Annotated in this window: 13 protein-coding genes; 11 read left to right on the top strand and 2 right to left on the bottom strand. The window is 67.2% G+C overall.

What is annotated here, in order from left to right:
• The first annotated feature begins 173 nt into the window (after positions 1-173).
• The 8 genes from RTX79_RS11810 (at position 174) to gnd (ending at position 8,767) form a co-directional block, all read left to right on the top strand.
• A complete protein-coding gene (locus RTX79_RS11810) occupies positions 174-1,166 on the top strand; it encodes a CsgG/HfaB family protein (protein ID WP_057509325.1) in 993 nt (330 codons plus the stop codon).
• Between the two features lie 201 nt (positions 1,167-1,367).
• Positions 1,368-1,646 (top strand): DUF493 family protein, encoded by a 279-nt coding sequence (locus RTX79_RS11805; protein WP_101098918.1) that lies wholly within the window; start codon positions 1,368-1,370, stop codon positions 1,644-1,646.
• On the top strand, positions 1,634-2,326 hold the full coding sequence (gene lipB / locus RTX79_RS11800; protein WP_309683484.1) for a lipoyl(octanoyl) transferase LipB: 693 nt from the start codon (positions 1,634-1,636) through the stop codon (positions 2,324-2,326). The genes RTX79_RS11805 and lipB overlap by 13 nt, the downstream gene beginning before the upstream one ends.
• Before the next feature lie 41 nt (positions 2,327-2,367).
• Entirely contained in the window at positions 2,368-3,381 is a 1,014-nt protein-coding gene (gene lipA, locus RTX79_RS11795; RefSeq protein WP_312683903.1) for a lipoyl synthase, read from the top strand.
• Between the two features lie 288 nt (positions 3,382-3,669).
• Positions 3,670-5,847, top strand: a complete 2,178-nt coding sequence (locus RTX79_RS11790; protein WP_312683901.1) for a carboxy terminal-processing peptidase — start codon at positions 3,670-3,672, stop codon at positions 5,845-5,847.
• Between the two features lie 120 nt (positions 5,848-5,967).
• Entirely contained in the window at positions 5,968-6,561 is a 594-nt protein-coding gene (locus tag RTX79_RS11785; RefSeq protein ID WP_428695998.1) for a DUF2242 domain-containing protein, read from the top strand.
• A gap of 2 nt (positions 6,562-6,563) precedes the next feature.
• A complete protein-coding gene (locus RTX79_RS11780; protein WP_312683897.1) occupies positions 6,564-7,856 on the top strand; it encodes a hypothetical protein in 1,293 nt (430 codons plus the stop codon).
• Between the two features lie 5 nt (positions 7,857-7,861).
• Entirely contained in the window at positions 7,862-8,767 is a 906-nt protein-coding gene (gene gnd / locus RTX79_RS11775; protein ID WP_312683896.1) for a phosphogluconate dehydrogenase (NAD(+)-dependent, decarboxylating), read from the top strand.
• Between the two features lie 45 nt (positions 8,768-8,812).
• Here gnd and RTX79_RS11770 read toward each other — a convergent pair whose 3' ends face one another.
• Complete coding sequence (locus RTX79_RS11770; RefSeq protein WP_312683895.1) at positions 8,813-9,850, bottom strand: oxidoreductase; 1,038 nt, start codon at positions 9,848-9,850, stop codon at positions 8,813-8,815.
• A 171-nt stretch (positions 9,851-10,021) separates the two neighbouring features.
• On the opposite strand from RTX79_RS11770, the gene RTX79_RS11765 reads away from it, so the two are divergent.
• From RTX79_RS11765 to RTX79_RS11755, 3 genes are all read left to right on the top strand, one after another.
• Complete coding sequence (locus RTX79_RS11765) at positions 10,022-10,399, top strand: BON domain-containing protein (protein WP_309683500.1); 378 nt, start codon at positions 10,022-10,024, stop codon at positions 10,397-10,399.
• A 125-nt stretch (positions 10,400-10,524) separates the two neighbouring features.
• The gene (locus tag RTX79_RS11760; protein WP_312683893.1) at positions 10,525-10,884 is read left to right on the top strand and encodes a hypothetical protein; all 360 of its coding nucleotides are present in this window, start codon (positions 10,525-10,527) and stop codon (positions 10,882-10,884) included.
• Between the two features lie 120 nt (positions 10,885-11,004).
• Positions 11,005-12,519: an ATP-binding response regulator gene (locus RTX79_RS11755; RefSeq protein WP_312683892.1), complete on the top strand. Its 1,515-nt coding sequence runs from the start codon at positions 11,005-11,007 to the stop codon at positions 12,517-12,519.
• 101 nt (positions 12,520-12,620) lie between these two features.
• Here the strand turns inward: RTX79_RS11755 and RTX79_RS11750 are convergent, their stop codons facing one another.
• Positions 12,621-13,361 (bottom strand): 20S proteasome subunit A/B, encoded by a 741-nt coding sequence (locus RTX79_RS11750; RefSeq protein WP_057509315.1) that lies wholly within the window; start codon positions 13,359-13,361, stop codon positions 12,621-12,623.
• Between the last annotated feature and the right edge of the window lie 29 nt (positions 13,362-13,390).

Below are 13,390 nucleotides of genomic sequence, written 5' to 3'. Positions count from 1 at the left end.
CCCGCTGGATTGGACCGTTGTTCAGCTGCGGTTGCCGTCGGCAGAACGGTGTTTTATCCTCTGCGCCGGCGCCAGAGGGCGCTGTACAAGGATTCCGGCCTGCCACCACCGGCCTCTCTCAAACCAATGGATTGCGCGCCGCCTGCAACGGGCAGGCGCGCTGGACAACAGACATGACCCAACAGAATTCGTTCGCCACCCTCGTGGTCACCGCCGTGCTGGGCGTTGGCCTGATGGCTGTCAGTGCGCCTGCCTCGGCCGGCCTGCGCGACAGCTTCAGCTCCAGCCGTACCTCCGCGCAGGAGCAGAGCAAGCAGGGCCAGGCGCAGATCCCGGTGTGCACCAAGCCGCTCGGCTCGATTTCGGTGATCGAACCGGAAGACGTGGTGAACTGGTGGACCGGCCAACAGCTGCCGGCGCCGTCCAAGCTGATCAAGGTGTTCGTCAACAAGTCCAAGTGCTTCACCCTGGTCGACCGTGGCGTCGGCATGGCCGCTGCCCAGGCCGAGCGCGCGCTGGCTTCGGAAGGCGAGCTGCGTGGCCGTTCGAACATCGGCAAGGGCCAGATCCGCGCGGCCGACTATGTGCTGGTGCCGGACCTGATTTCGCAGAACAACAACGCCAGTGGCAATGCGATCGGTGGCCTGCTGGGCGGGTTGATCGGCGGCAAGGCCGGCGCGGTGGTGGGCGGGCTGAACTTCCGCAGCAAGACCGCTGACGTCACCCTGACCCTGACCGACGTGCGTTCCTCCGAGCAGGTCGCGATCGTGGAAGGCAACTCGAAGAAGACCGACCTGGGCTGGGGCGCCGGTGGCGGCCTGTTCGGCGGTGGCGGCATCGGCGCGATGGGCGTGGGCGGCTATGCCAACACCGAACTGGGCCAGGTCATCACGCTGGCCTACCTGCAGGCCTACACCAACATGGTGAATGAACTGGGCGGCCTGCCGGCCGATGCGTCCGCTGCCAACAGCAGCCAGGCTGTGACCATGCTGAAGGCCGGTCGCCTGCTGTCCAATTCCAAGGGCACCGGCGCGGCCGTGCGTGACCTGGAACCGGGCATGCTGCTGTACCCCACCGGCCAGAAGGACGGCACGATGTGGGAAGTGGAAGACGAAATGGGCAACAAGGGCTGGGTCAACTCCACGTCCATGCAGTTGGCCAAGTAACAGGGGTAGTGACGGCCGCTGGCCGTCATCCACCGGTGCCGGTCAGCACGGCCGGCACCGGCGTGCTCGGCGAACGCAGCGGCAGGTAGCGCCGACCCAGGGTCGGCGAGCGCAGCGGTGAGGAAGCATGACGGCCCGCGGCCGTCACTGCCGCTTCGCCCACCCCTTGGGTTTGATCCGCCGCGGCCCGATAATGGGCGGATGGAAATCAAGTCCGACAATCCCGAACACGGCTTCCAGTTTCCCGGGCAGTTCGAGCTCAGCGCCATGGGCGCGGCCAACTCCGGGCTGGAAGTGGAACTCCCCAAGCTGCTGATGGCCGCTGGCATTGACGTGCTCAACGAGCAGATCAGCTGGAAGCACTCGTCCAACGGCAAGTACGTTTCGGTGCGCATGGCATTCACCGCCCGCGACCGCGCCCAGTACGACCTTGCCCACGAGGTGCTGCGCGAGCACCCGGAAGTAAAGTGGACGCTCTAGCACCGGTAGTGACGGCCGCTGGCCGTCAGCTTCCGTCCGCGATCGTCCGCGACCTCGGCCGCCAGCCCTACGCGCCGGTCTGGCGCGCCATGCAGCGGTTCACCGACCAGCGTGACGACGACACCGCCGACGAACTGTGGGTGGTCGAACACGACCCGGTGTTCACCCTGGGCCAGGCCGGCAAACCCGAACACGTGCTCGCCCCGGGTGACATCCCGGTGGTGAAAGTGGATCGCGGCGGCCAGGTGACCTATCACGGCCCCGGCCAGATCGTGGTCTACCCGCTGCTGCGCCTGCCGCGGCTGGGCATCGGCGTGCGTGATTACGTATGCCGGATCGAACAGGCCATCATCGATACCCTTGCCGAGTGGAATATCGGCGCTGAACGCCGGGACGGCGCCCCGGGCGTCTACGTGGGCGGGGCCAAAGTGGCCGCGCTGGGCATCCGGGTCCGCCGCGGCTGCACCTTCCATGGCCTGGCGTTCAACGTAGCGATGGACCTGGAACCCTTCCGCCGCATCAATCCCTGCGGCTACCAGGGGCTGCAGGTGACCACGATGGTAGACTTGGGTGGGCCTTCCGGCATGGCAGCCGTCAAGCCCGTCCTGCTGGACCACCTGGCGCGACAGTTCGGCCTGCACCTGCAGCCGTCCTCCACGCAGCCGGACCTGTCTGCCTGACCGAACCCATACCACGCGGCCCTGTTGCCGCCGGGAACACCATGACCGAACAGACTGCCCGCACCATTCCCCTGCAGATGCTGCAGGGCGATTCCGCTCCCGCCGCCGCGCCGTTGCAGGCCGGCGTCAAACAGCTGGGTGGTGACAAGATCAACCGCTCGCCGGTGCAGTTCGCCGACGCGCCGGTGCTGCGCAAGCCGTCGTGGATCCGCGTGCGCATTCCTTCCGGCAATGCGGTGCAGAACCTGAAGGCCAAGCTTCGCGAGAACCGCCTGGTGACGGTCTGCGAAGAGGCCAGCTGCCCCAACATCCACGAGTGCTTCAGCCACGGCACCGCGACCTTCATGATCCTCGGCGAGGTCTGCACCCGCCGCTGCTCGTTCTGCGACGTGGCCCACGGCCGTCCCAAGCCGCCCGATGCCAACGAGCCGGCCACCCTCGGCCAGACCGTGGCCGACATGGGCCTGAAGTACGTGGTGGTGACCAGCGTGGACCGCGATGACCTGCGTGACGGCGGTGCCCAGCACTTCGTCGACTGCATCACGGCCATCCGTGCGAAGTCGCCCGGCACCCGCATCGAAGTGCTGACCCCGGACTTCCGCGGCAAGGGCCGCATGGAACGCGCGCTGGAGATCCTGGCGCAGAACCCGCCGGACGTGTTCAACCACAACATCGAAACCGTGCCGGACCTGTACCGCAACGTGCGTCCTGGTGCGGATTACCAGTGGTCGCTGACCCTGCTGAAGAACTTCAAGGCGCAGCACCCGGGCGTGCCGACCAAGAGCGGCATCATGCTGGGGCTGGGTGAGGAATTCGAGCAGATCAAGGCCACCATGCGTGACCTGCGTGCGCACGATGTGGACATGATCACCATCGGCCAGTACCTGCAGCCGACCGCGCACCACCACCCGGTGCTGAAGTACTGGACCCCGGAAGACTACAAGGCGCTGGAAGACTACGGTTATGCGCTGGGCTTCAGCCACGTGGCGTCCGGCCCGATGGTGCGCTCGTCGTACCACGCCGACGTGCAGGCCAAGGGCGCCGGCATCGCCTGACCGGGCAGGGACGGCCGCGCTTGAACCGGTAGGGACGGCCGCTGGCCGTCCGCTCCCCGCTTTGGTGGGTGGCGACCGTTGGTCGTCACGCCTTTGCCGCTGCGCTCGCCGAGCACGGCTCGCCGCCAGCGGGGTGCCGGTTCTCATTCACATCCTGCTACAGGCCCCCGTCTAGGCTGGAAACACGCGTTCCATGAACGCGGATGACAAAGCGCGCAACTTTCGGCACTGTCGTGGTGTCTGAAACGCACGCAGTCTTCCTTTCGGCAAGGTGCCCTGAGCAATTCCATGAAATTCAAAGCCCCCGCATTCCTGATTGCCCTGGCACTCACCGCCCCGCTGGCGTTGTCAGCGCAGGCCGATGGCCCGGCCCTGCCGGCCGCCGCCACGGCCGACCAGGCGACCACCTCCAAGCTGGTGTACGGGCTGCTGTCCGACAGCCGTTACGCTTACCGGCCGCGCGCGCTGGACGAGGCCACCTCCAGGGACGTCTTCAAGCGTTACCTGGAGACCCTCGATGGCGGCAAGCAGTTCTTCACCCAGGCCGACGTGGCGAAGTTCGCCCCGTTCGAAGCCGGCATCGCCACGGCGATCCGGGGCGGCGAGCTGGAGCCGGCCTTCCAGGTGTTCTCCGTCTACAAGCAGCGCGTCGGCCAGCGGGTCGGCTATGCCCGCAACCTGCTGAAGCGCGAACCGGATTTCAGCACCGACGAACGGTTCGAGTACGACCGCAAGGACGTACCGTGGGCCGCCAGTGATGCCGAGCTGGACGAGCTGTGGCGCAAGTCGGTGAAGAACGATTGGCTGCGCCTGAAGCTTGCCGGCAAGAAGCCGGACGAGATCCGCACCACGCTGGACAAGCGCTACGCCACGCTGGAAAAGTCGGTCAACGAGTTGAAGGGCGAGGACGTGTTCCAGTTCTTCCTCAATGCCTATACCAGCGCCGTGGACCCGCATACCGATTACTTCACCCCGCGCACCGCCGAAAACTTCAACCAGGCCATGTCGCTGTCGCTGGAAGGTATCGGCGCGCAGCTGCAGCGCCAGGACGACATGGTGGTGATCCGCGAGATCATTGCCGGTGGTCCGGCGGCGGTGAATGGCAAGCTGAAGCCCGGTGACCGCATCGTCGGCGTCGGCCAGGGCACCTCCGGCCCGATCGAAGATGTGATCGGCTGGCGCATCGACGACGTTGTGGCCAAGATCCGCGGCAGCAAGGACACCCAGGTCCGGCTGGAGTTCATCCCGGCCGAAGAAGGCGTGGACGGCAAGCACCACACGCTGGTGCTGACCCGCCAGAAAGTGCGCCTGGCCGAGCAGGCTGCCAAGGGCGAGACGCTGACCATCCCGGCCAAGGACGGAGCGCCCGAGCGCAAGGTCGGCGTGATCAAGCTGCCGACGTTCTACCAGGATTTCGAAGGCCGTCGCCGCAACGCGACCGACTACGCGTCCGCTACCCGCGACGTGGCCAAGCTGCTGGCCGGTTTCAAGACCGACAAGCTCGATGGCGTGGTGCTGGACCTGCGCAACAACGGCGGCGGTTCGCTGGATGAAGCCATCGAACTGACCGGTCTGTTCATCGAGCAGGGTCCGGTGGTGCAGGTGCGCGAGTCCGGTGGCCGCGTCACCGTCAACAGCGATCGCAGCGAAGCGGTCGCCTGGGACGGTCCGCTGGCGGTGCTGATCAACCGCGGCTCGGCCTCTGCCTCGGAGATCTTTGCCGGTGCCATCCAGGATTACGGTCGTGGCCTGGTGATTGGTGAGACCACCTTCGGCAAGGGCACCGTGCAGAATATCGTCGACCTGGACCGCTGGCCCAGCGGCGAAGCCCAGCGCTTCGGCCAGGTCAAGCTGACCATCGCGCAGTTCTTCCGCGTCAGCGGCAGCAGCACCCAGCACAAGGGCGTGGTGCCCGACCTGGCCTTCCCGGCCAGCGTGGACGCCACCGAGTTCGGCGAAAGCACCTATGACAATGCGCTGCCGTGGACCCGCATCGCCGCCGTGCCGCACACCCAGTACGGCAACTTCGGCCCGCTGCTGCCCAAGCTGGAAAGCCGCCACGACACCCGGATCGCCGCCGACAAGGAGTTCCAGTGGTGGAACGAGGACGTGCAGCAGTTCCGCGAAGAGAAGGCCAAGAAGTACATCTCGCTCAACGAAGCCGAACGCCGCACCGAGCGTGAGCGCCAGGACAAGCAGCGCGTGGACCGCCAGGCCGTGCGCAAGGAACTGGGCCTGGACCTGGATCCGCTGGCCGACGACAGCAACGATGATGGCCTGACCGGCAACGAGCGCGATATCGTCAAGGATGCCGCGCGGGAGAAGGCTGCCGAAAAGCGCCCCGACCCGCTGCTGCGCGAATCGGCGGCAATCCTGGCCGATGCCGTGAACCTGCTCGAAGAGGACCGCCCGCTGTCTGCCCAGGTGCTGCCGCAGTCCACCGGGGCAGGTCGCTGGGCCGACTGAGGCGGGTGCTGAACCCGCACCAACCCGTCGCGCGGTGCCGAGCATCGCGCCACGGCTGTAAACCTGCCGCTTACGCCAGGCGCGCTATGCTGCGCTGAGTCAATCTCTGCAGGAATGTCCATGCGGACTGCTGTCTTCCTTACTCCCGTGTTGCTGATGGCCGGCCTGTCCGGCTGTGGTGGACGTGCGGCCGACAGTACGTTGCTGCGCGAATCCTTCGACTCCGGTGACATGTATTCGCGCACCGTGGACGGTTCGCCGGCCGAGGCCTGCGAGGCCGCCCGGCGCACCCTGCTCAGCCAAGGCTATGCGATCGCCCGTGCCGACGGGACCGGCGTGGAAGGGAGCAAGAATTTCCAGCCCCGCGATGACGATCACGAACAGCTGGTGCTGCGTATTTCCTGTGCGCCACGCGGCGAGCAGGCGCTGGTGTTCATCAGCGCGGTGCAGGACCGTTACGCGTTGAAGAAGAGTCCGACCTCGGCCAGTGTCGGGGTAGGTGCACTGGGCTCGGTGTCATTGCCGTTCGGCAGCAATGACGATTCGCTGGTGAAGGTCGCCAGCAGCACGGTGCAGGACGGCGATTTCTACGGCCGGTTCTTCCAGCGGCTGCAGCAGTACCTGCCGGTGGTGGCTGTGCCGGCAACGGCGCCCGCGCCTGCGCCCGCAGCGGATCCACCGGCGACCGACAGCACGGACGACGGGTTGCGCTGAGCATGCGCGCAGGCGCTGCGCTGCTGGGGGCCCTGCTGGTCCTTCCGGGGACGGCGCTGTCGGCCGCGCCGGATTGCACGCAGGGGCTGCTGGAGCGCCTGGGATGGCGCTTCGAGTCGGCTGCGGTGGCGGTGCCCGATGTGCATGGCGGCCCTGTCTGTACCCGTGAGGATCTACGGCAGGCGCACGCGCAGGGCGATCTGCGCGCCACGCTTCCGCGCGACTGGAAGCCTGCCGAGCGCGCGGAATTCATGCAGCGCCTGCTGGACGACCCGGCCAGTGTGTGTGCCTACGCGATACGGGTGGGCGAAGCAGCGCGGCGTGCGGCGCACGCGCTGGAAAGCAATCCGGGCTATCGGTTTTCAGGGCTGCAGCTCGGCTGGATCGGCTTCGGCGCGCGCGGGGCACAGGCACAGGGCTGGCAGCGTACGCGCAGCCTGGGGCGGGGGTACCAGCCTGCGGCCAGCAACAGCCAGGCGCTGGCAACTTTCTACACCGGCAAGGTGCGCACCGAATGCGGCGTCGGCCGCCAGGTCGCCCAGCTGGCCACGCAGCGCGAACTGCACGGGGATGCCTCGTTCGACACTGCGTTCGACAACGATGAGCTTGGCATCGGCACCTTCCTCGGCCTGCACGACACCGACAGCATCCTGCTCGGCGCGCACGCGGGGGAACTGTTCGCCGACGGCAAGGCGGTGCGCACCTCGGCGATGGGCCGGCAGGCCTTCATGGGGGCGCCGGGTTACATTACCCACGCGCTCGGCCGGGAAACGCTGGACGACCTGAACAACCAGGCCGAAAATTTCATCGTGGTGGACGTGGGCGCGGAGGCGGCCGACGCGCTGCGCCGGCACGGTGGATTCGGCTGGTACGACCAGCGCAACCGGGAACTCTGGGAACTGTCCCGGCAGCTGCCGCGGCGCGGAGTACGCTTCTTCGAACGACTGCTGGCCGATCAGGATCCCTCCCTGCGCGCATCGCTCACCGATGATGAGGCAGCGCTGGTGGCGCGCATGGATGGCGTGCTGGACGATCCGTTCTACCGGCAGTTCCTGATCTTCGTGCACCCGCGCGGTATAAAGCCCATCGGCTTCCATGTCGCACGCCTGCTGGACCGCAATCCACGTACGCCGTTCACGGTGGAGCTGACGGTGCACAATCTGCATACCACGCTGTACCGGCGCTGGCAGCAGGCGCAGTTGCGCCACTGCGCGGCGACCGAAATGCCAGGCAGCCTGACTTCTGATTCCGGACCCGGTGGCGATGCCGCCCGCGGTTCCTCAACGCAAAGGTGAAACAGATGGATATCGCAATGATCGGCCTCGGCCGGATGGGCGCCAACATGGCCCAGCGGCTGCAGCGTGGCGGCCACCGCGTGGTAGGACATGACCCGATGGAAGCGGCGCGCACGCGCGCGTCGGAGTCCGGCCTGGAGGTCTTCGCCACGCTCGCCGAGGCGGTCGCCGCCCTGCCGGTACCGCGCGTGGTGTGGCTGATGGTGCCGGCCGGCGATACCGTCGACCAGACGTTGGCGCAGCTGGTCCCGCATCTCGCCGAAGGCGATGTGGTGATCGATGGCGGCAACTCCAACTATCAGGATTCCGTGCGCCGCGCGCGTTCGTTGGCTGACGATGACATCTTCTACCTGGACTGCGGCACCAGTGGCGGGGTGTGGGGGCTGCAGGAGGGCTACAGCCTGATGATCGGCGGCGATGCGGCCACCGTGGAGCAGTTGGCGCCGGTGTTCCAGGCGCTCGCGCCGGCCGCCGACTGCGGCTGGGCCCGGGTGGGACCGAGTGGGGCAGGGCACTACACCAAGATGATCCACAACGGCATCGAGTACGGAATGATGCAGGCCTATGCCGAAGGCTTCGCGCTGATGGAGCGGAAGGAAGAGATGGAGCTGGACCTGGGCCAGGTTGCCGAGGTATGGCGGCACGGCAGCGTGGTGCGTTCCTGGCTGCTGGACCTGAGCGCGCAGGCGCTGCAGCGCAATCCGGCGCTGGATGGCATTGCGCCCTACGTGGAGGATTCCGGCGAGGGCCGCTGGACCGTGGCCGAGGCCATCGCGCTGGACGTGCCTGCGCCGGTGATCACGCTGGCGCTGCTGGAGCGGCTGCGTTCCCGCCAGTCCAACAGCTTCAGCGACCGCTTGCTGGCGGCGATGCGCAACGAGTTCGGCGGCCACGCGATCAAGAAGATCTGATCGCCATGGTGCAGCGCCGGGCGGTGCTCGGCGCTGCCCGGACGTTTACAGCGCGATGGTGCGGCGCTCGCTCGCACTGAGGCGGCCCGCATCCAGCAGCTGCATCAGCTGCACCGCCTGTTGCGGGGTGACCTCGGCAGGCGCCTGGCCATTGATCGCTGCAGCGAACGCGCTGTACAGCTTCCGGTAGTCGCCCGGCAGGTTGTCCACGGTGGTGTGCTGCAGCTGGCCCTCGGCATCGAAGGCCGAATGGACGCCATGGTGCGGATCCAGGCCCCAGCCGGGCGCACCGGGTGCCTTGCCGGCGGCAAGCTGGGCTTCCTGCACATCCAGTCCGTGTTTGATCCAGCTGCCTTTGCCGCCATGCACGGTGAAGCGCGGCGCCGCGGCAGCCACCAGCGAACCCGCATGCACGATGGCGCGCATGCGCGGGTAGTGCAGCACGGCATGCAGGTAGTCGGTGCTGCCTTCGCCGCGCTGGCAATCCAGGTCCGCGGTGATCGCCTGCGGCCAACCGAACAGCTGCAGCATCTGGTCAAGCAGGTGCGGACCCAGGTCGTACCACAGGCCACCGCCGGGCTGGTCGCGCTCGCGCCAGCGGTCGCGCACGTGCGGGCGGAAGCGGTCGAAGTGCGAATGGCATTCGGCGATGTCACCCAGCGCGCCGCTGGCCAGCAACTGCCGAAGCGTAAGGAAGTCCGCATCGAAACGCCGGTTCTGGAACACGGTCACCACGCGTGCGTGTTCCTCTGCGGTACGCAGCACGGTTTCCGCCTGCGCGGTGTCCAGTGCGAAGGGCTTGTCCACCAGCACGTGCTTGCCTGCGCGCAGTGCGGCGATGGCCAGCGGCGCGTGCTGTTCGTTGGGCGTTGCAATGACCACCGCATCCACTGCGGGGTCTTCCAGCGCCTCGGTGGGCGCGGCGCGCACGTGCACATCGGTGAAGTGGCGGCGCAGTTCATCTCGACGCGAACTGACCACGCTGTGCAGGGCAAGTCCCGGCGTGTGCTGGATCAGCGGCGCATGGAAAACCCGCCCGGCAAGGCCATAGCCGATCAGGGCAACCTGCAGGTCAACAGGCATGGCGTGCTCCGCGTTGGGTAGGGGTGACCAGCCTAACGGCTCGTCCACGGGGTGCAAAACATGAACGGATGTCGCATGCAGCTCCTCGGTTCACCCCAGCATGACGGTACCGGCACGCCGGCTGGACGCTGGTTACGGGACACTCCATCCACCAACGAGGAGGACCGTACGATGAAGACGAATTCCAAGCTGCTTACCGCGACCATTGGCCTGGGCATGCTGCTGGCTGCACCGCTGGCCATGGCCAACGACCCGGCCAAGAAGGACGCCACGATGGCTCACGACCGCACCCATGCGGCGAACCACGACTCCAACGAGCCGGTGACAGATACGTGGATCACCACCAAGGTCAAGGGTGACCTGGCGGTCAGCAGCAATGTGCCGGCCACCGATATCAGCGTCACCACCGTCAATGGTGTGGTGACCCTGAAGGGCAACGTGGCCAACAAGGCCGAGCATGACAAGGCGGTCAACACGGCGAAGGGGATCAAGGGCGTTACCCGCGTCGATTCCACCCAGCTGAAGGTCGCCAGCACCGCGTCGAAGTAATCCTGCGCGGTGGCATGACGGAAAGGCAGAGGCGCCCGCTGTGGGCGCCTTCGCCGTTTCTGGCTCTGGCACGGCAGGGGCTGCACTGCTGCACTCGCACGCTGGCTTCCTTCATGGATGGACTGATGATCCGCGCGCCCGACCCGGCTGTCTCGATACCCCTGCAGGCCATTGCCGTGACCCGCACGCCTGGTGCTGCCGAGACAGGCGCACTGCTGCCAGTGCGCTTGGGCAACACGGCCCTGCCCGGCGCCGCGGACGGGGTGGCGCCAGCGGCGACCGGGGCAGTCAGCTGGCGCAGGATCCTGGTGGCGGTGGGCACGCTGGCGGCACTCGGCTCGGTCGCCTACTGGACGTTCGGCCAGCCGGTGTTCTCCATCGGATCCCGGTCCCATGGGCGTGCGCCCGCGCCGGGGCCAAGCGGGGGGAGCCGGGTCGTCGACTGGGCAGCGATGGATCGCATACTTCGCAAGTCGGTTGGTTGAAAGCAGCGGTCCTGGACTATAGTGGCTTCACGCGCCCTTCGCGGGCGTCGTGGTGGTGCGGCGTGGGGCGGCGTTCTGGAGTGTGCTGGGGGATCGGCAATGTGGGGAGCCAGGGTGAGCATGCCAGTGAAAACCGAGGCGGGTGAGCTGCGTATCCTGCTGGTCGAGGACGTGCCCGAGGATGCCGAGCGCGTCATCGCGCAGATCCTCGCGGCAGGCATGCGCGCAAGCTTCCACCGCGTTGACGAAGAACGCCAGCTGCTGGCTGCGCTGCAGGGCTTCCAGCCCGACGTGGTGCTGGCCGAGCTGAACATGGTCGCTTTTTCGGGTTTCCAGGCCCTGGACATCGTGCGCCTCGCCCAACCGGACCTGCCGTTCCTGTTCCTGTCCAGTACGCTGGGCGAAGACGCGGCGGTGGCCGCACTGCAACGCGGCGCCAGCGACTACATCCTCAAGCACCACCCTGCTCGGTTGCCTTCGGCGGTCGCGCGCGCGGTGCGCGATGCGCGGGCCACGGGCGAACGGCAGCGGGTGGAAGGCGAGCTGATGCGCGCGCAACGGCTGGAAAGCCTGTCGATGCTCGCGGCGGGCCTCAGCCATGACCTTCGCAACATCCTGCAGCCGTTGCTGATCGTGCCGGAGCTGCTGAAGGCCCGCACGCAGGATCCGCAACTGCTGCACATGGCCGAGGTCATCGCCGAATGCGGGCGGCGCGGCCACGAGATGGCCGAGTCCATGCTGTCTTTCGTGCGCGGATCACCCCGGGCCAGCGAGCGGGTCAAGGTTCACCACCTGTTCGAAGCCGTGCACTTGCTGCTGCGCGGTACGCTGCCCAGCGACGTCGAACTGCAGGTGGAGACGGCGGGCGGCGCGCTGGCGGTGGATGGCAACTACACCGAACTGCAGCAGGTGCTGCTGAACCTGGCACTCAACGCGCTGCAGGCGATGCCCGGTGGCGGCACGCTGACCCTGCGCGTGGACCTTGGTGGCCTCCACCACGGACGGCAGTGGCTGGTGATTTCCGTGATCGACTCCGGCATCGGCATGGATGCGCCCACCCTGGAAAGACTGTTCAGTCCGTTCTTCACCACCAAGCCGGATGGCACCGGGCTGGGCCTGGTGTCCTGCAAGCGGATCGTGGAAAGCTGTGGCGGCCGCATCGCAGTCACCAGCGCACCGGGCGAGGGAACACGCTTTGACCTGCACCTGCCGGCCAGCGAACAGGCTGAACTGCCGCAGCCGCCGATCCAGCCATTGGCGGCCGGCACGGGGCAGTCGATCCTGGTGGTGGATGCCGAGGCGACCCGCCTGTCGTTGCTGGGAAATGCCTTGTCCAGCCAGGGCTATCTGCTGCAACTGGCGTCCGATGGTGCCGCAGCGTTGCGGGCGGTGGAGCCCGATGCCATGCCCGCGCTGGTCATCCTGGATGGCGGGGCGCAGTGGTTGACTGCCAGCGCGCTGCTGTCGGAGCTGTCGCAGCGGGGGTTCCGCGGCGCCGCCCTGCTGCTGTGCGATGAGGCCTGCATGCCGCCTGTGGAAGCGCCAGCGGGCGTGTCCCTGCACGTGCTGCGCAAACCCCTGGAGATGCAGCAGGTGTTCCGTTCGGTGGCCAAGGCGCTGCGCTCACACCGGTAGTGACGGCCGCTGGCCGTCAAGCCCTTGCCGTAGCTGGGTGACGGCCGCTGGTCGTCACGCCTTCGCGCGCGCCGGGCATGACCAGGCGCTACCGGACCGGGCTAGGCCTGCTGTTCCCACGGGAAGCGGGGAAGCGCGGCGACTGCCTGTTCCAGCCGGTGCGCCCAGTTGCGGTGGATGTCCGCATACAACGGCGAATCGCCACTCAAGCGCAGCTGTCCGCCGATCCGCAGCTCATCGCGGCGCACCAGCGCAAGGTCCAGCGGCAGGCCCACCGACAGGTTCGAGCGGATGGTGGAATCCAGCGACACCACCGCGGTGCGGGCGGCATCGTCCAACCGCGTGCGCGGGCGGATGATGCGGTCCAGGATCGGCTTGCCGTACTTGGATTCACCGATCTGCAGGTACGGCGTTTCGGGCGAGGCCGAGATGGCGTTGCCAAGCGGATAGATCATGTAGAGTCCGGGCCGTTCGCCGGCGATCTGTCCGCCGAGGATCAAGGTCGCCTGGGTGTTCACCCCGTCGTGCCCATGTTCCACGTCGCGGCATTTCACCTGGCTGTCCACCAGCAGCGCACCGACATACTCGGCGACCTCGAACAGGTGGCGCAGGCTGCGCAGGTTGGGCGTGCGCTGCTCCTCCACGTCGCGCTGCAGGCGTGAGACCAGCAGCTGGGTGGTCGCCAGGTTGCCGCTGGCCATCAGCACGAACACGGCCTCGCCAGGGTATTCGAAGGCATGCAGCTTGCGGTGGACGCGTACATCGTCCACCGACGCGTTGGTGCGGGTGTCGGCGGCAAAGACCAGCCCCTCGTCCACCTCGATTCCGACGCAATAAGTCATTGGCATCGTCCCATCAAGTGCGTTCCAAT

The organism is Stenotrophomonas chelatiphaga, from assembly GCF_032054965.1.
Lineage (GTDB): Bacteria > Pseudomonadota > Gammaproteobacteria > Xanthomonadales > Xanthomonadaceae > Stenotrophomonas > Stenotrophomonas chelatiphaga.
Note: the sequence above shows the minus strand (reverse complement) of the source record. Positions and strands in the feature narration are given on the sequence as shown.